This is a genomic window from Roseateles sp. L2-2, assembly GCF_050613215.1.
Taxonomy (GTDB): Bacteria; Pseudomonadota; Gammaproteobacteria; order Burkholderiales; family Burkholderiaceae_C; genus Roseateles; species Roseateles noduli.
In genome coordinates this window covers 3,495,612-3,515,635 of sequence record NZ_CP192509.1, presented here as the reverse complement: position 1 = coordinate 3,515,635, position 20,024 = coordinate 3,495,612, and the positions used below count along the sequence as shown (strand labels likewise).

At 70.3% G+C, this 20,024-nt stretch carries 18 protein-coding genes; 6 read left to right on the top strand and 12 right to left on the bottom strand.

Annotated elements, in window-relative coordinates:
• Positions 1-37: 37 nt before the first annotated feature.
• Both ACQZ13_RS15730 and ACQZ13_RS15725 read right to left on the bottom strand, forming a co-directional pair.
• Positions 38-2,422: an ATP-binding protein gene (locus ACQZ13_RS15730; RefSeq protein WP_431045982.1), complete on the bottom strand. Its 2,385-nt coding sequence runs from the start codon at positions 2,420-2,422 to the stop codon at positions 38-40.
• Positions 2,423-2,531: 109 nt separating this feature from the next.
• A complete protein-coding gene (locus ACQZ13_RS15725) occupies positions 2,532-3,800 on the bottom strand; it encodes an AI-2E family transporter (RefSeq protein ID WP_431045980.1) in 1,269 nt (422 codons plus the stop codon).
• 643 nt (positions 3,801-4,443) lie between these two features.
• Here ACQZ13_RS15725 and rpoN point away from each other — a divergent pair.
• A complete protein-coding gene (gene rpoN, locus ACQZ13_RS15720) occupies positions 4,444-5,847 on the top strand; it encodes an RNA polymerase factor sigma-54 (RefSeq protein ID WP_431045978.1) in 1,404 nt (467 codons plus the stop codon).
• Between the two features lie 140 nt (positions 5,848-5,987).
• On the top strand, positions 5,988-6,863 hold the full coding sequence (locus tag ACQZ13_RS15715; protein WP_431045976.1) for a hypothetical protein: 876 nt from the start codon (positions 5,988-5,990) through the stop codon (positions 6,861-6,863).
• On the opposite strand, the gene ACQZ13_RS15710 is transcribed toward ACQZ13_RS15715, so the two are convergent.
• A complete protein-coding gene (locus ACQZ13_RS15710; protein ID WP_431045974.1) occupies positions 6,814-7,182 on the bottom strand; it encodes a hypothetical protein in 369 nt (122 codons plus the stop codon). The two genes, ACQZ13_RS15715 and ACQZ13_RS15710, sit on opposite strands and share 50 nt — an antisense overlap.
• Positions 7,183-7,354: 172 nt before the next feature.
• On the opposite strand from ACQZ13_RS15710, the gene ACQZ13_RS15705 reads away from it, so the two are divergent.
• Together ACQZ13_RS15705 and ACQZ13_RS15700 are read left to right on the top strand one after the other, a co-directional pair.
• A complete protein-coding gene (locus tag ACQZ13_RS15705) occupies positions 7,355-8,038 on the top strand; it encodes a hypothetical protein (protein WP_431045972.1) in 684 nt (227 codons plus the stop codon).
• A 34-nt stretch (positions 8,039-8,072) separates the two neighbouring features.
• Entirely contained in the window at positions 8,073-9,194 is a 1,122-nt protein-coding gene (locus ACQZ13_RS15700; RefSeq protein WP_431045970.1) for a mechanosensitive ion channel family protein, read from the top strand.
• 193 nt (positions 9,195-9,387) lie between these two features.
• Here the strand turns inward: ACQZ13_RS15700 and otsB are convergent, their stop codons facing one another.
• From otsB to ACQZ13_RS15680, 4 genes are all read right to left on the bottom strand, one after another.
• Positions 9,388-10,188, bottom strand: coding sequence for a trehalose-phosphatase (gene otsB, locus ACQZ13_RS15695; RefSeq protein WP_431045968.1), 801 nt, complete (start codon positions 10,186-10,188; stop codon positions 9,388-9,390).
• Positions 10,185-12,473 carry an alpha,alpha-trehalose-phosphate synthase (UDP-forming) gene (locus ACQZ13_RS15690; RefSeq protein ID WP_431045966.1) on the bottom strand — a complete coding sequence of 763 codons (2,289 nt, stop codon included), beginning with the start codon at positions 12,471-12,473 and terminating at the stop codon, positions 10,185-10,187. The genes otsB and ACQZ13_RS15690 overlap by 4 nt, the downstream gene beginning before the upstream one ends.
• The gene (locus tag ACQZ13_RS15685) at positions 12,470-13,027 is read right to left on the bottom strand and encodes a hypothetical protein (protein WP_431045964.1); all 558 of its coding nucleotides are present in this window, start codon (positions 13,025-13,027) and stop codon (positions 12,470-12,472) included. The genes ACQZ13_RS15690 and ACQZ13_RS15685 overlap by 4 nt, the downstream gene beginning before the upstream one ends.
• 137 nt (positions 13,028-13,164) lie before the next feature.
• Positions 13,165-13,377: a hypothetical protein gene (locus ACQZ13_RS15680; RefSeq protein WP_431045962.1), complete on the bottom strand. Its 213-nt coding sequence runs from the start codon at positions 13,375-13,377 to the stop codon at positions 13,165-13,167.
• 210 nt (positions 13,378-13,587) lie between these two features.
• On the opposite strand from ACQZ13_RS15680, the gene ACQZ13_RS15675 reads away from it, so the two are divergent.
• Positions 13,588-13,836 (top strand): hypothetical protein, encoded by a 249-nt coding sequence (locus ACQZ13_RS15675; protein WP_431045960.1) that lies wholly within the window; start codon positions 13,588-13,590, stop codon positions 13,834-13,836.
• Positions 13,833-14,396, top strand: a complete 564-nt coding sequence (locus ACQZ13_RS15670) for a hemerythrin domain-containing protein (RefSeq protein WP_431045958.1) — start codon at positions 13,833-13,835, stop codon at positions 14,394-14,396. Before ACQZ13_RS15675 ends, ACQZ13_RS15670 begins: the two co-directional genes overlap by 4 nt.
• Here ACQZ13_RS15670 and ACQZ13_RS15665 read toward each other — a convergent pair.
• The 5 genes from ACQZ13_RS15665 to ACQZ13_RS15645 all read right to left on the bottom strand — a co-directional run bounded on the left by ACQZ13_RS15665 (position 14,353) and on the right by ACQZ13_RS15645 (position 19,845).
• Positions 14,353-15,810 carry a type II toxin-antitoxin system HipA family toxin gene (locus ACQZ13_RS15665; RefSeq protein ID WP_431045956.1) on the bottom strand — a complete coding sequence of 486 codons (1,458 nt, stop codon included), beginning with the start codon at positions 15,808-15,810 and terminating at the stop codon, positions 14,353-14,355. The two genes, ACQZ13_RS15670 and ACQZ13_RS15665, sit on opposite strands and share 44 nt — an antisense overlap.
• Positions 15,807-16,133, bottom strand: coding sequence for a helix-turn-helix domain-containing protein (locus tag ACQZ13_RS15660; protein ID WP_431045954.1), 327 nt, complete (start codon positions 16,131-16,133; stop codon positions 15,807-15,809). The genes ACQZ13_RS15665 and ACQZ13_RS15660 overlap by 4 nt, the downstream gene beginning before the upstream one ends.
• Before the next feature lie 96 nt (positions 16,134-16,229).
• On the bottom strand, positions 16,230-16,817 hold the full coding sequence (locus tag ACQZ13_RS15655) for a hypothetical protein (RefSeq protein ID WP_431045952.1): 588 nt from the start codon (positions 16,815-16,817) through the stop codon (positions 16,230-16,232).
• 89 nt (positions 16,818-16,906) lie between these two features.
• Positions 16,907-18,352, bottom strand: coding sequence for a PQQ-dependent sugar dehydrogenase (locus ACQZ13_RS15650; RefSeq protein ID WP_431053254.1), 1,446 nt, complete (start codon positions 18,350-18,352; stop codon positions 16,907-16,909).
• Positions 18,353-18,456: 104 nt separating this feature from the next.
• Positions 18,457-19,845 (bottom strand): hypothetical protein, encoded by a 1,389-nt coding sequence (locus ACQZ13_RS15645; RefSeq protein ID WP_431045950.1) that lies wholly within the window; start codon positions 19,843-19,845, stop codon positions 18,457-18,459.
• Positions 19,846-20,024 lie beyond the last annotated feature (179 nt).

The following is a 20,024-nucleotide window of genomic DNA, read 5'->3' as shown; positions in this document are numbered from 1 at the left end:
TCCGATCGGGGGAGTGGTGATGCCATGAATCAGCAAGTCACGTACCCGTCGGCAGCCCCATCGCGCGCCGCAGCGCCTCCAGGATCTGCGACGGCGAGGCCGGCTTGCGCAGCACGATGAACGAGGACTCCGCCGTCAGCGCCTCGCTGAAACCGCTGATCAGCACGATGGGCAGGCCGGAGCGGCGCTTGCGCAGCTCGCGCGCCAGCGCCTGGCCGTCCATCGATCCCGGCATCACCACGTCCGACAGCACGATGTCCACGGCCGCGCCGCTGCCGAACAGCTGCAGCGCCTCGTCCGCGTCCTTGGCGCTGAGCACCTGGCAGGAGAAGCTGCGCAGCAGCCCGGCGGTGACGCGGTTGAGCTCCTCGTTGTCCTCGACCAGCAGCACGCGCACGCCGGCCAGGCTGTTGGTGAGGCCGTCGTCGCGCGTGCGCTCGGTGCCGTCGACGCGGGCGCCGTCGGGCACGACGCGCGCGCTCGTCTGCGCCGGCAGCAGCAGGGTCACCGTCGTGCCGGCGCCGAGCTGGCTCGCGATGCGCGCCGTGCCGCCGGCCTGCACGCAGAAGCCCAGCACCTGGCTCAGGCCCAGGCCGGTGCCCTTGCCGACGGGCTTGGTGGTGAAGAAAGGCTCGAAGACGCGCGCCAGCAGGTCGTCGGGAATGCCGGGACCGCGGTCGGTGACGCTGATGGCGACGTACTCGCCGGGCGCGAGGTCCTGCACGTCGCCGGGCGAGGCGCGACCGGCCTCGATGATGATCTCGCCCATGCCGTTGGTCGCGTCGCGCGCGTTGAGCGAGATGTTGATCAGCGCGAGCTCCAGCTCGGAAGGATCGACGCGCACGCTCGGCAGGTCGGGCGCCATCGTCAACGCGAGCTGCATGCGCTTGCCCAGCACGGTGACGAGCAGCTCCTTCATCTCGCCCAGCGTGGAGCGCAGGTCCACCACCTGCGGATGCACGGGCTGACGGCCCGCGACGCGCAGCAGATGCTGGGTCAGGCGGCTGCCGACGTCGACCGAGCGCATGATCGCGCCCAGCGGCATCGCCAGCGATTCGGCATGCGGGCTGCGCTGGATCAGGTGGGCGCTGTTGCTGATCACGCCCAGCAGGTTGTTGAAGTCGTGCGCGACGCCGCCGGTGAGCCGGCCCAGCGCCGCCGTGCGCTGCGAACGCGAGCTGAGCTGCTCGGCCTCGCGCGTGCGGTCGATGGCCTCGTTGACGCGTTCCTCGAGTTCGTAGCGGCCCTGGTGGATCGCGGCGCTCGCGTCCTCGAGCGCGAGCGCGACCTCGTCGCACTCGACCATGCCGGTCTTGCGCGCGCGCACCGGCTCGCCGGCGCGCAGTTCATTGGCGATCTCGTTGAGCGCATGGATGGGGCCGGAGATGCGCCGGCTGATCCACAGCGCGCCGAACATGCCCACCAGCACCAGCAGCAGCGCGCCGATGGCGATCGGCTGCAGCGCGGCGCGCGCGCCGAAGCCGCCCGGGCCGCCGTCGCGCGGCACCGCGGTGATGACGGTCCAGCCTTGCGGGGATTTGCTGAAATAGCCCGTCACGGGCTTGCCGTCGAGGTTGACGGACTCGAACTGTCCCTCGTCGCGCGTGGCCATCAGGCGCTTGAGGTCGTCGGTGCTGGGGCGGCCGGCGTAGCTGATGCCGCCGGGATGACGCGCGACGACGGCGCCGTGGGCGTCCACGATGGAGGCCGTCCAGTCGGCGGGCAGGCGCTGCCCGTCGATGATCTGCTGGATCTCCTGCGGCAGCACGGTGATGCTCATGTTGAGCCAGACATGACCGCCGCGCTCGATCGGCTGGATGATCTGCGCGCGCAGCTGGCCGGTGGCCGGATCGGGCGACAGGTCGCCCATCACGGCCTGCTCGACCAGCGGGACGCCTTCGCGGACCAGCACCGGACGCGACGCGGCGGTGGTCGGCAGACCAGGCGGCGGTGTCGCCGCGGCGGCGGTACCGGCGGCCGCGCCCAGCGAGGGCAGGGACGGGACGCCCGCCGAAGCCGCGATCCCCGCAGGCGTCGCGTTCGTCGCCGTCTCCGGCAACCGTCCCGGCGCGAGCCGGGTGCTGAACAGCGTCCGGTCGGGCGCGTTCAGCTCCACCCAGCCCGACAGCCCCTGCATCGCGCGGCGCGACTGCAGCTCCAGCATCGCCAGGTCGTCCGGCGGGATCTGCGGCGACGCGTCCAGGATCTGCGACAGCGACAGCACCCGCGCGATGCCGGCGCGGCGGGCCAGTTCCTTGTCGACGACCATGGACAGCGCGCGCGTGCTGTCGCGCATGTGGCGCACGGTGGCGTCCTGCTCGTCGTTCCAGGTCTGCCAGCTGACCCACAGCGCCGCGATGATGCCCGGCAACATCACGGACAGGACGAGCACGAGCAGGCGGGAACGGATCGGCAGGGGCATGGGCGATGAATCGGAGGAGCGGGCGGAAAAACCGGCGGAAAGGCGGGTGAACCACCGCGGCCCGAGGGCGGCGGCGCGGTCGCGCGGGCCGGAGCGTCGCGGCGGCAGATTATGGGTGGTGCTGTTCAAGGGCGTTCGGACGGGGCACCACGGGGGCGGCGGCGTCGGCGGAGGGCTGGGGAACGTGCGGGGACACCGGCAGGGGCACGTCCGCGGGCATGGCCACGGGCGCGTACGGCGGACGGGGCGGGGGCGGCCGCAGCAGTGTGCTGAGCGGCGTGCAGGGGCGGTCGCTGCCGCGCAGGTAGACGGCCACCGGACGCATCTGGCGGTTGCGGGCGCTGATGCTGCGCAGGCAGATCAGCAGCGGCACCGCCAGCACCGCGCCGGCGACGCCCCAGAGCCAGCCCCAGAACATCACCGACAGCAGCACCGACAGCGGATTCATCGACAGGCGCTTGCCCACGACCAGCGGCGTCACGAAATTGGATTCGATCGCGTGGATGCAGAGGTAGGACAGCACCGGCGCGGCCAGCGCCGCCAGCCCCGCGTCGCCCAGCGAGGACGCCAGCGACGCCGCCAGCAGCAGGCCGCACATGATCAGCGGGCCGAGGTAGGGGATGAAGTTGAACATCGCCGCCAGCGCGCCCCAGAAGCCGGGGTTGGGCAGGTCGACGAACCACATCGTGCCCGACACGATCAGGCCGACGCCGATGTTGATCGCGCTGACCGAGGCGACGTAGCGCGAGATGTCGCGCTGCGCCGCGCGCAGGCCGCCGAGCACCACGGCGCGCAGGCGCGGGCGATGCGGCAGCAGCTCGATGCAGCGCGACAGTACCCAGTGCTCGGACGCGAGCAGGAAGTAGAGCAGGATGGTGGTGGCCGCCGTGGACACCAGGAACTTCAAGCCGATGCCCAGGGCCTGCGCCGTCAGCGCCACGCCCTCGCTGGCGATGCGCTCGCGCACGGGATCGGTGGGCGGCGTCGGCGGCGCCGCGCGGCTCGAGCTGCGCCGCTCCGCCGGCGGACCGAAACCCGGGATCGCCGCGCGCCACTTGTCCACCTGGTTCAACGCCTGCGAGACCGCCACCGGCGCGCGCTGCCACCACTGCGCCACCGGCTCGGCCAGCAAGGCCACGCTCAGCACCGTGCACCCCACCAGCGTCGTCACCAGCATCGCCGCACTCACCGACTCCGGCAGGCCATGATGCCGCATCGTGCGCACCGCCGGCGCCAGCACGAAGGTCAGGATCAGCGCCACCAGCACCGGCAGCACGATGGCACTCGCTTCCTTCAGCAGGAAGACCAGCGCAATCAACAGCAGGCCTCGCGTCGCCCAGCGGCGCATCGTGGTCGGGGGCAGGGCGGAGGGGCGCAAGATGGTAAGGATGACGGAAGAGGGGACCGGGCAGGCTCTTGAAGCAAGGCCCGGGCCAGGAGGGAGCGCTACCACCCGGATCCAAGGCCGCCAGGTACGGGCAGTTACGGCGGTGGATGCCGGTTCGGAAGGCACCCGGACTCCGCTCCGCCAAGCGCGGGCTCTCCACGAGGCAGGGGGCATCGCGTCCGCGAACCCCCAGCCTCATTCGGGCCCCACAACCATCCGCTGACTCCCTTTCAAGTGGTCGGCGGTGAGCGAGGGGCGTGAACGCTCCGGCCGTCGGTAAAAGGTGCCGAAAGCCTTGCGAGGATCAGAGGGTCGGCAGCGGTTGCGGACGATGGGCGAACCGGCGCGGGGGCATCGAGGGGCTTCCGCGTTCGGCGGAGCTCGATGGCCCCGTTGCCCGGCAGGCCCCGTGCCTACTGCGTTTGCGGCATTCGGGCAGGCACGCCAAATGACGCAGGCTCCGCGATATGAAACTTCGCGGACGAGGTGGCATGGTCCTTGCGCTGATGGCTCCAACAGGCCGGTTCGCCGGCACTGCCTACAACCCGTTCCCGTCCTCGCCGACGGGGACTCTCCGGAACCGGTTGTCGGCAGCCTCACCCTCTACCGGACAGGAGTCTCACAAGTGGGAGCAATGGAACTCAGGCACGAGCACAGACAGACCCAGACGCTGTCGCCTCGCCTCCAGCACGCCGTGCGTCTGCTGCAGATGTCCTCGCTGGACTTCTCCACCATGGTCACCGACATGCTGGGGCGCAATCCCTTCCTCGAAGTGACCGAGGCCTCGGACGATTCGTCGCCGCTGGACGCGGACGTGCCGGTCGCCGCATCGCCGGTGATGTCGGATGCGCCGGAACCCTTCCCGGACGACCGCGAGATCTGGCGCGCCGAAAGCTCCGGCTCGATGCGTCGCGCGGAGGACGGCGAACTCAGCGCGCTGGAGATGACCGCGGCGCAGACCTGCCTGCGCGAACACCTGCGCAGCCAGCTGAACGTGCTGCGGCTGTCGCCGCGCGATCTGGTGCTGGCGACGATCGTGGCGGAATCGGTCGATGACGACGGCTATCTGCGCAGCTCGCTGGAAGAGCTGGCGGCGGTGGCGCAGATGCAGCCGCCGGTGGGCATCGACGAGATGCAGATCGCGCTCAAGCGGGTGCAGGCGCTGGACCCGCTGGGCGTGGGCGCGCGCAGCGTGGCCGAATGCCTGCTGCTGCAGCTGCCCAAGCTGGAGGACGCGCGCAGCCGCAATCTGGCCGAACGCATCATCTCGCAGCACTTGAACCTGCTGGCCTCGCGCGACATTCCGTCGCTGGCGCAGCTGCTGGACGTGAGCGTGGCGGAGGCCGAGTCGGTCTGCCTGAAGCTGCGCCGCTTCGACCCGCGGCCGGGCTGGCGCTACGAGACGACGCAGGCGGCCTACATCGTGCCGGACGTGCTGACGACCAAGGTCCGCGGCCAGTGGCGCGTGCAGCTGAATCCGGCGGTGATCCCGAAGGTGCGCATGAACCAGGTGTACGCGGAGCTGTTCCAGCGCCACCGCCAGCAGGGCCATGCGGAGATGGCCAACCACCTGCAGGAAGCGCGCTGGACGATGCGCAACATCGAGCAGCGTTTCTCGACCATCCTCGACGTGGCCAACGCGATCGTGAAGCGTCAGCGCCACTTCCTGGAGTTCGGCGCGATGGCGATGAAGCCGCTGGGCCTCAAGGAGATCGCCGACGAGGTCGGCATCCACGAATCCACGGTCTCGCGCGTGACCAACAACAAGTACCTGGCGACGCCCAGCGGCGTGTATGAGCTGAAGTACTTCTTCTCGCGCGCGATCGTGAGCAGCAACGGCAGCGCGTGCTCGGGCACGGCGATCCGCGGCCTGATCAAGGACATCATCGAGGCCGAACGCGCGGAGAACCCGCTGTCCGACGCGGAGATCACGCGCCAGCTGGCCCGTCAGGGCCTGGTGGTGGCGCGTCGCACGGTGACCAAGTACCGCCAGATGCTGCGCATCGACGCGGTCGAACGGCGCCGCCAGCACAGCTGACGACCCCTTTTCCCGAGGCGCGATGGAGACAAGGACGGAGCCCCAAGAGGCTCCGTTTTCATTGGGGACGCCGCCGCGCGCGAACGCGTGAACCGCGGACTGCCGAGGCCCACTGATGCGCCTTTGCGGAAATACGTCCGATGGCCTACTCCATGATCCCGAGCTCGTCGAGCCATACCTTCTACGGATCCGTTGTCGAACCGCCCGCGCAGGACGCCGGAGCCGTCCCTTCCGGCAGTTGCCTGGATTTCCCGGAACCGGGAGATGGCGGTCTGGCATCGGTTCCCATCGCAGCCATCCACGAGGTCGTCCAACGCGTCATCGGCACCGGCCTGCGGGCCTGCGACGACAGCGCGCGGCGCTTCTGGCATCGAACGTACACCACGCTGCGTTCGGACATGCGCCAGAACCAGGACCAGAACCAGAACCAGAACCAGAACCGGGATCGGACCGGGGTCGCCACATGGGGCGGTATCTGCCTCGAGGACTTGCGCTGGCGTTACCTCCAGTTGAGCCGGAGCGGCGATCCGTCGTGGCGGCCCTTGTGCGGCAAGATCGGCGAGTACTTCGAACTCAGGGACCAGTTGCAGCAAGCCCTCGACGCCTACCGGTCGCCGGACGTCACCGCTGAAGGGAAAGTCGACACCCGGGAGTTCTACGAGAACGTCGCCGAGGCGATGCGGTCAGCCTTGGGGGATCTCCGTGCCGAACGGCTGCATCTCACGGGCGCGTGGCCCGCGCCATCCGCTGAAGGTCCGCCGGTGCGGGGGCGCCAGTCTGGGATCGGTCTGCAGCAGCGCAGACCATTGGAAGCCTCGGCGCCGCCTTGTTCGCTGGACTTCCCTTCGCGACTGACGCCCACGGCACCGCCGATGTCGGAGTCCTGGTTCGATGTGAACAGGATCGCCTACCCGCCGATGCTCACGCGCCACAGCATGGCCCACCAGGGAACCGGGGGGGTTGACGTCAGCGGCTTGGCGCGTCTTTCGTGGACCGCGACGGTGTCGCGTCCTTGACCAGCCGATCGCGTCGCTCGGCGTCGAGTCCCGGCGTCGAGCGCAGGTCGGTGTCGACCTGACCCTGCTGCAGGTCCTCATGGGCCTGGCCGATGACGGCGCGCTGGTCCTCGCCGGCCGCGCCGGAACCCATGCCGCCGGTCGAATCGCCGCCGACGCTCTGGTCGCGTTCGTGCGGCAGCTGCGCGTCATCGTCGTTGTGCGTCGGCGCGGCGTCGGGCGCAATCGAGCCCGGCGCCACCGGGGCCTTGTCCAGCATGCGGCGCGGGGCGGCGGATCCGTTCGACGGGGCCTGCGGCTTGTCGGTGCGGTTCGTCATCGAGGTCTCCTGAGGATTGCGATGTCCCCTTGAGGCAATCGCGCGACCCGTGTTCGTCAAGCAACGAGCAGGCTGACAGACAGCGCGAAGACAGGTTTCCTGCAACCCCGTCCACTGAGCCGGGTTCACGGGGACGTATCGGACGTCCCCGGATTGCAAAGGAGAAAATCTCATGAGCCTGCCCCTGCTTGGCAACCCTGTCAGCGGAACATCGACCGCGCTCGATCAGCTGTTCGCAGCGCCGGAACTCTCTCCGGTGACGACGCGGGCCGCGATCGTGCCGGGCGATCCGCTGGAAGCCTGCCTGGAAGGCCGACTTCCGCCGGGTCGGATGCCTCGTCTCGACCGGGAGCGAAGCCATGGCCATCGGTCGACGACGGCCGGTCCGCGCGCCTATCGCGGGGACCTCAAGACGGTGAACCGCTACCTGCAGCAGACGTGCCCGTATCCGGAAGGATTGGGCCAGGCATTGCAGCTTGTTGCCAGGAGCGTGTACAGCGCCGTGCTGACCGGCGCCCTGGCGAAATCGTCGACAGTGGAGCGTCTGCTCGACACGGCGAGGGATCTGTCGATCTGCTTCGATGCGAGGGAATCGCTGACCACGCTGCATCTGCAGCTGCAGGAATATCGGGGGGCTGGCGACGACTGGTTCAGGAACGGCCTGGACCGCTTTGAGCAGTTCCTGCGGAAATTCGACGAATGTCTGAATCGTCCGGGCCTGCGCGAGGGCGGCGAATCGCTGGACGGGCAGGTCGAGGCGTTGTACGTCCGCGCGCAGGAGGCGACCAGCTATGCGAGCCAACTGGTGCGGGCGGCCAGCGCGATGCACGCCGATGTGATGAATACCCGCGCATAGGCATCGCCGGAACGGCGCTTGCCCGCCCCGCGGGATGCAAGCCTGGAAATCCCGTTTCTCTATCCTCGACGCCGACCTCATGCTCTGGGGTCAGCTGTTGCTCGGCGCGCTGGTGATCGTCGCCGGCGCGTTGCTGCTGCACGCCATCCTGCGGCCGATCGCACGACGCCTGGCGCGCTTCTCGCCGTTGCTGACCTCGGTCGTGCAGCGCGTCGACAACCCGGTGCGATGGGCGCTCCCCCTCATCGGTCTGCTGATCGCCGCGCAGGGCGTGCCCGACACGATGCCCGGCATCGACGGCGTGCAGCATCTGCTGGGCGTGCTGTGCATCGTCGCCATCGCGGCGGTGGCGGCCGGCGCGATCACCGGCGTGGCCAACGGCGTGGCGCTGCTGAATCCGGCGGACGTCGAGGACAACCTCGCCGCGCGCCGCATCCAGACCCAGACCAAGGTGCTGGCCCGCGTGGCCAAGGGCGCGGTAATGCTGACCGCGTTGGCCTTCATCCTGATGACCTTCCCGCGCGCGAAGCAGGTCGGCGCCAGCCTGCTGGCCTCCGCGGGCATCGCCGGCCTGGTCTTCGGCCTGGCGGCGAAGTCCGTGTTCGGCAACCTGCTCGCCGGCCTGCAGATCGCCATGGCGCAGCCGATCCGGCTCGACGACGTGCTCATCATCCAGGGCGAGTGGGGCAGGGTGGAGGAGATCACCTCCACCTACGTCGTGCTCAAGATCTGGGACGAACGCCGGCTGGTCATCCCGCTGCAGTGGTTCATCGAGAACCCGTTCCAGAACTGGACACGCACCAGCTCCAGCATCCTGGGCACGGTGATGCTGTGGGTCGATTTCACGCTGCCCGTCAACGAGCTGCGCGACAAGGCGACGACGATGTGCAAGGGCTCGGCCCACTGGGACGGCCGCGTCTGCGGCGTGCAGGTGGTGGAGACGACCGAGCGCACGATGCAGATCCGCGTGCTCGTCAGTGCCAAGGACTCCGGCAAGGCCTTCGACCTGCGCTGCGAACTGCGCGAAGGCCTGATCGCCTGGCTGCAGAAGACGCACCCGCAGTCGCTGCCGCGCGTGCGCGCGCTGGTGGAAGACATCCCCGCACCCGCCGCTCCGGTGCTCAAGCCGTCGTTGCCACCGTCACCCGCCCCGTGAAGGACTCCGGTAGGACTCCCTCTCCCGCTTGCGGGAGAGGGCAGGGGTGAGGGCCAGCGGCGGTGGCAGTACGGACTTCCTATTCACCTTCGCCGGCTCCTCGACTGCGGAAGCTGAGCACGGTTCGGGTCAACCGGGTCCCCTTTTCTCCATCTCCCTCCTTTGCTTGCCTCCCGGCAAGCAAATTCCCTCCCTAAGTTCCGAAAAGGGGACCCGGTCGCCCCTCTCCCGGTTCACCGAGGTGCTCCAACATGAGTCGGAGCACCTCATCGATCTCCGCCTGCTCGTTGAGGTAGTACCTCGCATGACTGTGATCGAGCCTCGGACCGACTCGCACCGTCACCCAGTCGGCGCCGGCACGCTGGAAGGCCGGCTCGTCATTGGTGTCGTCACCGACGTAGAAGCCCGCGTCGGCGCCATAGCGCGCCGTGAGACGCGTCATCGCATCACCCTTGTCGGGGGCGCCTTCGACGAGCACGTTGACGACACGCTTGCCCGGCTCGGTGACGATGCCCGCGGGCAGATCGGCGACCAGCACGGCGATCGCGTTGCGCGCCGCCACCGGATCCTTCGCCATCCGGTAATGGATCGCGATGGACGCCCCCTTGTCCTCGATCGTCGCCCCTGCCTGGTTGAGCGTCGGCTCCATGCGGAGCATGCGCTCCCGGAACGTCCCCAGCGTCGTCACCACATGCGGGTCGGGTCCGTCGAACTCGTCCTCCGCGCCGTGGTTGCCGACGATGTGCGTGGGCTTGAAGCCCAGCCGGTGCCGCACGTCCAGCACCTGGCGGCCGCTCACCACCGCGACCGGCAGGCGCGCGGCCAGCCGCTCCAGCAGTTTCGCGGTGGGCTCGGGCAACCGGGCCTCGTCGGGATGCATGACGATGGGCGCCAGCGTGCCGTCGAAGTCGAAGCCCAGCAGGGGACGGCGTGTCATGAGGCGGGCGACCGCGGCGCGGCCCTCCGCGTCGAGCAGATATCGCACCGGCATCATGGCGTCAGCGTCTCCTGTCCAGCTTCCCTCGATCGCCGCTGCACGCGGCGCGTGATGCGCTCGCGCAGCCGCCATTGACCCGCGTCGGTCAGCATGCGGCCGGCCCAGCGGTAGACGTTGAACTCGCGCACCGTCATGCGCAGGCTGGCCATGCGCTCGCGCTGTTCCTGCGGCGGCATGAGCGCCGCGCGGTGCAGGGCGTCGGTGGTCTCTTCGACGTGGTACGGGTTGATGACCAGCGCCTCCTGCAGCTCGCGCGCCGCGCCGGCGAAGCGGCTGAGGATCAGCACGCCCTGTTCGTCGTCGCGCGCGGCGATGAACTCCTTGGAGACCAGGTTCATGCCGTCATGCAGGCTGGTCACCACGCACATGTGCGCGGCACGGTAGAGCGTCATCAGCGCCGCATGGTCGTGGTGCTCGGCCAGCAGCACGACCGGCTTGTAGCCGGCGTCGCCGAAGCGCAGGTTGATGCGCTCGGTGACGCGATGGATGCGGTCCTGGAATTCGCGGTACTCCTCCAGCGCGTTGCGCGTCGGCGCGGCCACCTGCACGAGCACGAAGCGCCCCTGCCACTGCGGATGCTTCTCCAGCAGGCGCTCCACCGCGTGCAGCCGTTCCAGGATGCCCTTGGTGTAGTCGAAGCGGTCCACGCCGACCGCCATCACCGTGTCGGGGGCGAGCTTCAGCCGTTCGAAGACCGCCGCGCGCGCGTCCGCCGGCGAATCCCAGCCGGCACGTTCCTCGTCGGTCGGCCACGCGATCGAGATCGGGTAGCTTTGCACCAGCGTCGGCTCGTCCTGGTAGCTGATGGTCGAATGCTCGTGCTCGATGCGCGCCTCCAGATAGCGGTCCACCGTCTCGGTGAAGTTCTTGCAGTGGAAGCGGGTGTGGAAGCCCAGGATGGTGCTGCCCAGCATGCCTTGCAGCAGCTCGCGGCGCCACGGGCAGATGCCGAAGGACTCGGGGTTGGGCCAGGGGATGTGCCAGAAGGTGATGATGGTGGCCTTGGGCAGTTTCTCGCGGACCATCGCGGGCAGCAGGGCGAAGTGGTAGTCCTGCACCAGCACCACCGGATCGTCGCCGCGGGCCTCTGCGACGACCGCGTCGGCGAAGCGCTGGTTCACGGCCTTGTACTGCGCCCAGTCCGATTCGCGGAACACCGGCCGCACGTGCGCCACGTGGCACAGCGGCCAGAGACCTTCGTTGGCGAAGCCCTGGTAGTAGCCGCGCTCCTCCTCTTCGCTCAGCCAGACGCGGCGCAGCAGGTAGTCCTGCGTGTCCGGCGGCACGGCGACGCGGTCGTGCGCGTCGACGACGTCCCGGTCCGCGCTGCCGCTGCCGTGCGCGATCCAGGTGCCGGAGCAGGCGCGCATGACGGGTTCGACCGCGGTGACCAGGCCGCTCGCGGGCCGGCTCACGCTGATGCCGTCCGGACCGCGCTGGTGGATGTAGGGCTCGCGGTTGGAGACCACGATCACCTGGTCGCCGCGCAGCTGCGTGCGCAGCAGGCTGCGCAGCCGCTCGGGGTCCCAGGGCGTGAGCGGACCGTGCTCGCGGTAGAGGTTGTCCTCGAGCTCGCGGATGTGCTGGCGGATCTCGACCTCCAGCGGCTGCAGCTCGGGCGGGGCCGTCTCGGGGCCGCCGCGGAAGCCGCCGGTGTTGAGCAGCGGCCGCACCAGCCCCTCGCCGCGCAGGATGGCGCGCATGCCGGAGACCCAGCCGCGCCAGCTCAGCTGCGCCACGATCATCGTGATGCCGGCGATCGCCAGGCCCAGCACGGTGATGAAGATGATCATGTAGCGCCGCGTGTCCAGGCTGCGCCGGTCGGGCAGGCTGAGGTCGTGCAGCAGGACCAGCCGCTCGGCGTCGGGCTGCCCGGGATTGACCGGGAACACGCCGATGTGGACGGCGCCGCTGGTCAGTTCCAGCCGGGGATCTTTCAACGCGGCGCTGGCCTCGGCCTCCTTGCAGCTGAGCGAGCCCGGGAAGCCCTTGGTGCTCATGACCTGCGTGCCGTCGGGCGCGCACAGCGCGATGCCGACGAGGCGCTCGTCGAGCACGCCGCGCTCCAGCAGGTTGCGCAGGCGTTCGCGCTGGGCGCTGGGATCGATGTCGCTGATCGCGACGGACAGGGTCTTGGCGACCATCGCGCCGCGCAGGCTCAGGTCGCGCGAGAACCAGCGCAGCGTCATGCGGTCCAGCAGCGGCAGCGCCAGCAGCGCCGCGAGGGTCAGGGTGATCAGCAGCGGAACCAGGAAACGGATCTGGAGGTGCAGCGACTTCATGCCCGGCCCCCCGCGCGACGCGGCGCAGGGTCTGCGAGGAAGAAGTCGCCGTCGCCGTCGTCCGCATCCTCGTCGCCATCGTCGGCGTGGACCGGATGCCCCTTGAGCGCGTGCATGCCGCCCAGCGCCAGTCCGGCGGCGAAGGCGCCGTAGACCAGCAGCAGGCTGGTGACCGAGGGCGGCCGCGTGCCCGAGGCGGTGGCCCGCTTGTCGGCGCCGGGCGTGAGCACGCTGGGCGTGACGACGCGGTCGACGCCGACGGCGACCGCCGTCAGCAGCAGCGCGTCGGTGACCGCGTTGCCGCGCGTGGGCCGGCGGCGCATCGCGCGCAGCCGGTCGTAGAGGGCGCCCCAGACGATGCCGGTGGCGGCGTGCAGCGCGATGTCGGCGGCGGAGGTCTTGAGCGGCGGACGGCCGACGCGGTACTCGGAACGACCGACCAGATGGGCATGGTCGGACCGGCTGCCGCGCAACAGCGCCAGTCCTGAGAACAGGCTGGCCAACACGCCGTCGGCGCATGCCCGGCGCAGCGCCGGGAGCAGCAATGCATTCAAAGGCGACTCCTGTGACAGAGGGAAACAAGCCCCTGAAGATGGCAATCGCCGTGCCGCCCAAGGCCGGTGCGGGCCGACATGCGCCCCGGGGGCGCGGCCCGGTCCGCCCGGAGTGCCCGGACCGCCTGGCTCAGGCCTCAGTTCACGGCCGTCGGCGGCGGCATGTAGGGCGGTTCGCGCACGGGCACCGGGTTCTCGCCGGGAATGGGCGGGTCGATGACGCCGGGCGGATCGTCGCCGGGCTCGGGCGCGGGGCCGTGCGGCGGCGGCGGGACGAAGGGGACTTCGTTCGGATGCGGCGGGTTCGGCGGCACCGTGTGGGCCTCGAAGGGGAGGGGCAGTTGGTACATGGCTTTCCTTGTGTCGCGGGACGCCTTGCAAGCGGCGCGCCTGACAGCGACGAGGGTCGGCGACCGGACTCGTGCGCTTCCTCCCGATTGCGGTGCGCCACCGGACGTTCTGTCGGCAAGCGCTGCCGAAGCGGGCGTCGTGACCGCCCCGGGGGCGGCACCGCGTTTGCCGGATCACGATGAACACAGGCTTCCCAGGAGTTCCGCCTCATGAACGACCCGGCCTTCGAGACGTTCCGCACCGCAGTGCTGGCGGCCTCGCCCAAGCCCGACCAACCGCGACGCGCCGACGAGGAGCGTCCCGCCGAGCCGCCCGCGCCCGGACCGGACCAGGCGCCGCATGAACATCCCGACGATCCTGGCGTGCATCCGGACGGACCGAAGCGCTATCACGACGATCACGCCGCGCCGGCGCGCCAGCAGCTGGATAGCCGGGTGTCGCAAGGAGAACCCGCATGAGGTCGCACGTCCTGCCGCAGACCGATTTCCGCGCGGACCTGATGGCGCGCGACGAGGTCGTGGGGCTGCTGGTCGACGACCACCAGCGCGCGCAGCACGCCTTCCACCAGTTCGACCGGCTCTGGGCGCTCGGCGACCACGAGTCCTGCGAGGCGCTGGTGCGCCGCACCTGTGCGCTGCTGACCGTGCATGCGACGCTGGAGGAAGAACTGTTCTATCCGGCGGTGCGCAAGTGCCCGGAGATCGGCGCCGTCGAGCGCCGTCTCATCAACGAGGCCGAGATCGAGCACCTGGTCGTGCGCATCCTGATGTCGCAGTTGCGCCGCATGCGCGCGGACGACACGCAGTTCGCGCCGCTGGTCGGGGTGCTCGGCCGCTACGTCACCCACCACGCGCAGGACGTGGAGCAGGGCATCCTGCCGCGGCTCACGCATGCGTCGTCGGTGGACTGGCGCGCGCTGTCCGCCGCACTGCGACGCCGTCGCGACGAACTCGACCGCCAGTGGCGCGACGAGCTCAGCCAGGAGAGCCGGGAGTACGAGCGTCAGCAGGACGCGTGAGCGGGGAGTCGGCCCGTTCTGCAGCGCGTTCAGCCCGACGCGCCAGCGACGCCACCATGGGATGCGCGGTGAACTGCGCGAGCAGCCGCGCCTTCTGCTGATCGGTCAAGGTCGACGCTTCGATCATCGCGGGCCAGGTGGCGAAAGCCGCCTTCACGCAGCGCGTGATGGCCGTTTCCGCCGGCTTGACGGGGATCCTCAGGCGATCGCAGAAGACCTGCAGCAGTGCCGGGGACATCGACTGCCGCAGGAGGGGCGCGTCACCGGCGTCCGTCGAGGCGGTGCGTCGCGGCAGGAGATGGGGCGGCACGATGTGGAGCGCATGCCCGCGCAGTCGATGGAACACCGCATAGGCCACCAGGTCGTAGGCGGGCGACAGCGTCGGAGTGACGCCGTCGAGGTAGCGCACGCCGATGTTCTTCAGGTGCATGTCGGCGTTGCCGATCAATTCGTTGACGACGATGCGCCGCAGCAGTTCGTGCACGGCCGGCTCGCCCATGGAGGGCTCGGTCATGAGCACCGCCGCGAGGTCGAGGTAGCTGAGCCGCGCGCCGTCCGGCCCGCGACCGTACTTGTCCTCCGGCGAGCAGCCCAGGATCTGCGCGAAATCCTCGACATGGATGCGCCCCGCCGGCGACCGGTCGAAGCGCGTCACGGCCAGGAAGTTCGTCCGTGCCGTCGCGTCGCCCAGTTCGTAGCCGTGCTGCAGGCCCAGCCGTTCCAGCGGTTCCAGCACGGCCTCGCAGGTGTCCACGCCGGCCGCGCGCGCCAGCCGCAGGCTCAGGTCCTCGACCTCGGGCAGCAGCGGCTGGCCCACCACCGGCAGCTTGGCGATGATGTGGGTGTCGTGGTCCTTGGTGCGGCCGACGTAGCGCTCGCCCTCGCGGATGACGCCGAGCTTCGGTTGCACGCCCGACAGCGAGACGCCTTCCTCGAGCGGGTCCGCGGTGACCGACATCTCCAGCGCGTCCTGACCCTGCGTGACGTAGCGCGCGAGTTCCTCACGCGTCAGCTCGACAGGGAGCGCATGAACGTTGCCGGGCAGATCCTTGCCGCAAGCCGCGAGCATCTCGAAATGGTCGTTGGGCGCGCAGTCGCGCAGTTCGGCGACGTGGTGGCGGAAGACGCCCTCGGGCAGCAGGTTCTGGAAGAAGCCGGGCAGCATCCAGCCGGCGGACGGGGAGTGACGGCCGTTGAAGCTGACCGAGCGGATGTCGCGCCACAAGGCGGCCTGCGCCTCGGGCGTCGCCGCCCGCATGGACAGCGACAAGGTCGGTGCGGCCGGACCCGCGCGTGTCATCAGGTCTTCGTCGGCCACGAACCGGTTGATGACCGTGTCGTCGTTCAGGACGTACTGGAACAGCACGCCCAGACGCAACGCGCCCAGATGGATGGCCAGCACCTTCACGTTCATGCGCGTTCCTTGCCGGCGGCGCGGGCATCCTGACGCGCATGCAAGGCCTCCAGGGCCTCGGTGACCACGGAACGCACCGGCGGGCCGACGGCGTCCCCCGCGGCGACCGCCCGGGCGGCGCCCTTGGGCACCAGCACCAGCTCCAGCCCCAGTTGATGCGCCACGCTCATCAAGGTGGAGACGCGGAAGTCCTCCTGACCGCTGAGCACGTGCGTGAGCGTGCGGGCCGAGATGCCCGCCGTGTCGGCCAGACGCGCCTGCGTCAGCCCGTTGCGACGGGCGGTGTCACGGAGGATGCCGGAGATCTCAGGGAGTGTGAGCATGGCAATAAAGTTCCAATTCGTCCTGAAACAGTACTTTATTGCTGATTTCAGGTCAAGTGAATTGGAAATAAAGTGCCAAATCAATGGAATATGGAACTATGTTGCCACGTCGGCACGTGAGGCCGGGGACGACAGCCATCGCTCTCGGACCCGGTCTGCGGCGCGGGCATGCGCCCTTTTCTTGCGGACGCCGCGCCAGCAGGCGGCGGGCAGGCAGGCCGTCAGTCGCGCCAGCAACCGTCCCGGCAGCGACCTCCGGGAGGCCAGCCTGTTCGCGGCCCACACGGCGCGCAGATCGTCCAGCAGCCGGTTCACGGTCTCGGTCTCGGCTTTCTGCCGCCGGGACTCGCGCCGGCTGTGCAAGTTGAGGAAGGTCCACCCCGCATCCAGGAACGCCGTCATGGTCTCGCCGGTGGCGGGACGTCCAGCGTGGCACCATGCCCGATGTTTCGCCTGGACCCCGGTCATGGTGATCGGTGCCGGAGGCCGGACGTCGATGCGAGTCGGCGGTCCGCGAAAGGCCTGGCGTATCCGGGCGCCCAAGCGGGAGAGGAAGTGTTGCTGCTGACGGTCGCGCGGCGTCCGGGCCGCCGCGGATGCCGCCGGGCCGCCCTCGGGAAAGTCGGCGTCGTGGACATCGTTCGCAGGGTGCCGGAGCAGCGGGAACAGGGGAGGGAAGGACATGGGGAGTACCGGCTCGCCCGTCGCCGACCCGAACGGGTTGTCGCGAGGGCCTGCCGGACTCTGTCGATCCCCCGGCCGTCCGGTTCGTCTCAGCGCGACGCCGGCGTGCTGGCCGCGCCCGCCGCGGCCGGGAAGGCCGCCTGCGGCCCCGCGGCCCCGGACGCGGTGACGCGCCAGATCACGTTGCCGACGTCGTCGGCCACCAGCAGCGCGCCCTGGCGGTCGAGCGCGACGCCGACCGGGCGGCCCATCGCCTGACCCTGGGCATCGAGGAAGCCCGTCACGACGTCGATGGGGAGTCCGCTGGGCTTGGCGCCCACGAAGGGCACGAACACCACCTTGTAGCCCGCCGGGACCTTGCGATTCCACGAGCCGTGCTGACCGATGAACATGCCGTGCGCGAAGTCCTGCGTCAGCTTGTTGCCGTCCGACGAGGCCAGCCCCAGCGAGGCCGTGTGCGCGCCCACCGCGAAGTCGGGCACCAGCGCCTTCTCGACGAGCTCGGGCCGCTGCGGCTTGACGCGTTCGTCGACGTGGTTGCCGTACCAGCTGTACGGCCAGCCGTAGAAGCCGCCGTCCTGGACCGAGGTGATGTAGTCGGGGACCAGGTCGTCGCCGAGTTCGTCGCGCTCGTTCACCGCCACCCACAGCGCCTTGCTGGTGGGCTCCCACGCCAGGCCGACCGGGTTGCGCAGGCCCGAGGCGAACACCCGCGTCGAGCCGCTCTGCAGGTCGACCTCCAGGATCGCGGCGCGGCGCTGCTCGTTCTCGATGCCGTTCTCGGCGACGTTGCTGTTGGAGCCGATGCCGGCATACAGCTTCGTTCCTTCGGCGTTGGCGATCAGGCTCTTGGTCCAGTGGTGGTTGATCGTGCCGCCGGGCAGGTCCGCCACCTTCGTCGGCTTGCCGGCGAGCTTGGTCTGCCCCGTCGCATAGGGGAAGCGCACGATCGCGTCGGTGTTGGCGACGTAGAAGCTGTTGCCGACCAGCGCCATGCCGAACGGCGAGTTCAGGCCCTCCGCGAACGCGAAGCGCTGGTCCGCGACGCCGTCGCCGTTGGTGTCGCGCAGCAGGGTGATGCGGTTGGCGCTCTTGGGCCCGGCGCCGGCCTTCTTCTGGAACTGCTTGGTGATCCAGGCCTTGGGGCCCTTGCCGTCGTCGGGGCGCACCGGCGCGTTGGTTTCGGCGATGAGCACGTCGCCGTTGGGCAGCACGTAGAGCCAGCGCGGATGGTCGAGCTTGTCGGCGAAGCGCGTCACCGCCAGACCGGCCGCGGCCTGCGGCTTCGCGCCGGCGGGCCAGCCGACGGCCTTGGCGACGTTGATGGTCGGCACCAGCGATTTCTGCGGCTCGGGCAGCGCGGGGTTGGGGCCGTAGCCGGGCGGCGTCGCGGGTTGGGCCTCAAGCGCGAGCGCCGGGTGCGAGCAGGCGGCCAGGGCGCTCAGCGCGACGACGGCACCCGCGACGCGGGTGATCCGACGGGCGCGAAGGGAAGGGCGCGGGGCAGGGCCCACGGACAGGGGGCGGGCGGTCATCTTCTTGTTCATCGGCTTCTCCGTCGAAGGGCCGCCCCGGTCGGGGCGGCGGCAGCCGACGGATCAGCAAGCGGGATGCCCGGCCGCCACCGGCCGTCCGCGGCTCACCGGGGATGGCGGAGGGACAGTGCTTCCGCCGCGTCCGCCAGGACCATCGCCAGCGGCAGGTGGGGCCCCGCCTTCAGCGCCGTCTGCAGCGCCCGCAGCGGTTCGAGCATGAGGCCGATCGCGTCCTTCCGCGTTCGGGCGAAATGTCGAGGAGGCAGACCCGTCTGGGCGGCCCGCCTGGCGACGGCGACGTCGATCCGTGCGCGGTCGATGTGCAGGCTCCGTGTCAACGCCTGAAGATCCAGCCGCACGATGCATTCCGCCAGCGCCGCGTCGACGGGCTGGTGCAGCGCCGGCAGGGTCTCGCCGGCGCGCCGGGGATGCGTGAACAGCGGCGAGACGCCGCGCAGCCCTTCCCGCGCGATCTCCCCGGGCCGGGTCACGTCCATCTGCAGTGCGGACGGCCGCAACTGGCCGCGCGTGTCGAATCGCATCTGGTCCCACCCCGCGCCGGGCCGCCCCATCAGCCACTGCGCCAGCACGGCGCGCTGCAGGGCGGGTCCGCCGACCAGGTCCGCCCCCAGGTGCCCCTCCAGCCACTGTCCCTCGCCATCGACCAGGACGCCGACGGCGCCGTCCAGCGTCGCCGCGGAGGCCTCGGGAATACCGAGGTCCACCCCGAGCTGCTTCAGGCGCGCATCGAGCGCGCCCATCAGGGCGGCGTTCTGGGGTCCCCGGCCGGACTCGCCGGCTTGCGCGCGCGTGGGCATCGGATGGAAGCGGTACACGTCCAGGTCGTCGATGTCCCGGACGACCGCATCCGGCGCGACCGGGGCCGGCGTTCCCGGGGGCGCGGGCTCCGCGTCCGCCGCCTCGGCGAGATCGACGTCGCGGCGGAGTTCGCGCAAGGCCTGGGCATGCGCCTCCCGGCCTTCCTCGCGCTTGGCGGGCCGGTCGCCGTGGCGGTCCGGGAATTGCGCATCGATCGCCTGCTGACGTCGCCGGCGGTCGGCCAGGAGGCGTTGTTCGAGTTCGAGCAGGTAGCAAGAAGCCAGGTGGATCTTGGCCTTGCCGACGTCGTCGGGGCGGCCGGCGCGCGACTTCCGCGCGATGTAGCTCGTGGCCGACCGGCGCAGGCGCCGTGCCTCGCCTTCGTCGAAGGCCTCGGTCCGGGGACGGGCGCACCAGGCGTCGTAGTCGCGCCGCAGTGAGGCGAAGCTGTGCGGATCCGGCGTGCCCACGTGCCTGCCGATCACCTTGACGGCCTTGCGCACGGCGCGGTCGACCCGCCGGGCGAAGGCGCGTCTCGTGGGGCGGTGCGCCTGCTTCGTGAGCAGCGTCTGGAGAAAGCCCTGCTGGGTCGCGGTCATCCCGGCGTCCGGGACGGACTTCGACGGTGGGGCGCTCTTGCGCGTGTGGATGAATGAGCTGATGAAGGATGGCATGCGCGACGATCTCCCGGCGGCCCGGCCGTGGTCCCGACGGGATCGCTGCGGGGGCACTGGGCTTGGTCCTCGTCCTGCACCCCGGGGTTCCGCGCCACGCACCCACCGGCGCAGCCGCAGGAGCCTCGGCACGACCTGGCACTCCGCTTGCTCAAGCGGCGGCTGGTTCGACGTACGCT

Coding starts and splice junctions, on each gene's coding strand:
- ACQZ13_RS15730 (WP_431045982.1), bottom strand. CDS start 2,422: ATGCCCCTGCCGATCCGTTCCCGCCTGCTCGTGCTCGTCCTGTCCGTG.
- rpoN (WP_431045978.1), top strand. CDS start 4,444: ATGGAACTCAGGCACGAGCACAGACAGACCCAGACGCTGTCGCCTCGC.
- ACQZ13_RS15715 (WP_431045976.1), top strand. CDS start 5,988: ATGGCCTACTCCATGATCCCGAGCTCGTCGAGCCATACCTTCTACGGA.
- ACQZ13_RS15710 (WP_431045974.1), bottom strand. CDS start 7,182: ATGACGAACCGCACCGACAAGCCGCAGGCCCCGTCGAACGGATCCGCC.
- ACQZ13_RS15705 (WP_431045972.1), top strand. CDS start 7,355: ATGAGCCTGCCCCTGCTTGGCAACCCTGTCAGCGGAACATCGACCGCG.
- ACQZ13_RS15700 (WP_431045970.1), top strand. CDS start 8,073: ATGCAAGCCTGGAAATCCCGTTTCTCTATCCTCGACGCCGACCTCATG.
- otsB (WP_431045968.1), bottom strand. CDS start 10,188: ATGATGCCGGTGCGATATCTGCTCGACGCGGAGGGCCGCGCCGCGGTC.
- ACQZ13_RS15690 (WP_431045966.1), bottom strand. CDS start 12,473: ATGAAGTCGCTGCACCTCCAGATCCGTTTCCTGGTTCCGCTGCTGATC.
- ACQZ13_RS15680 (WP_431045962.1), bottom strand. CDS start 13,377: ATGTACCAACTGCCCCTCCCCTTCGAGGCCCACACGGTGCCGCCGAAC.
- ACQZ13_RS15675 (WP_431045960.1), top strand. CDS start 13,588: ATGAACGACCCGGCCTTCGAGACGTTCCGCACCGCAGTGCTGGCGGCC.
- ACQZ13_RS15670 (WP_431045958.1), top strand. CDS start 13,833: ATGAGGTCGCACGTCCTGCCGCAGACCGATTTCCGCGCGGACCTGATG.
- ACQZ13_RS15665 (WP_431045956.1), bottom strand. CDS start 15,810: ATGAACGTGAAGGTGCTGGCCATCCATCTGGGCGCGTTGCGTCTGGGC.
- ACQZ13_RS15660 (WP_431045954.1), bottom strand. CDS start 16,133: ATGCTCACACTCCCTGAGATCTCCGGCATCCTCCGTGACACCGCCCGT.
- ACQZ13_RS15655 (WP_431045952.1), bottom strand. CDS start 16,817: ATGTCCTTCCCTCCCCTGTTCCCGCTGCTCCGGCACCCTGCGAACGAT.
- ACQZ13_RS15650 (WP_431053254.1), bottom strand. CDS start 18,352: ATGACCGCCCGCCCCCTGTCCGTGGGCCCTGCCCCGCGCCCTTCCCTT.
- ACQZ13_RS15645 (WP_431045950.1), bottom strand. CDS start 19,845: ATGCCATCCTTCATCAGCTCATTCATCCACACGCGCAAGAGCGCCCCA.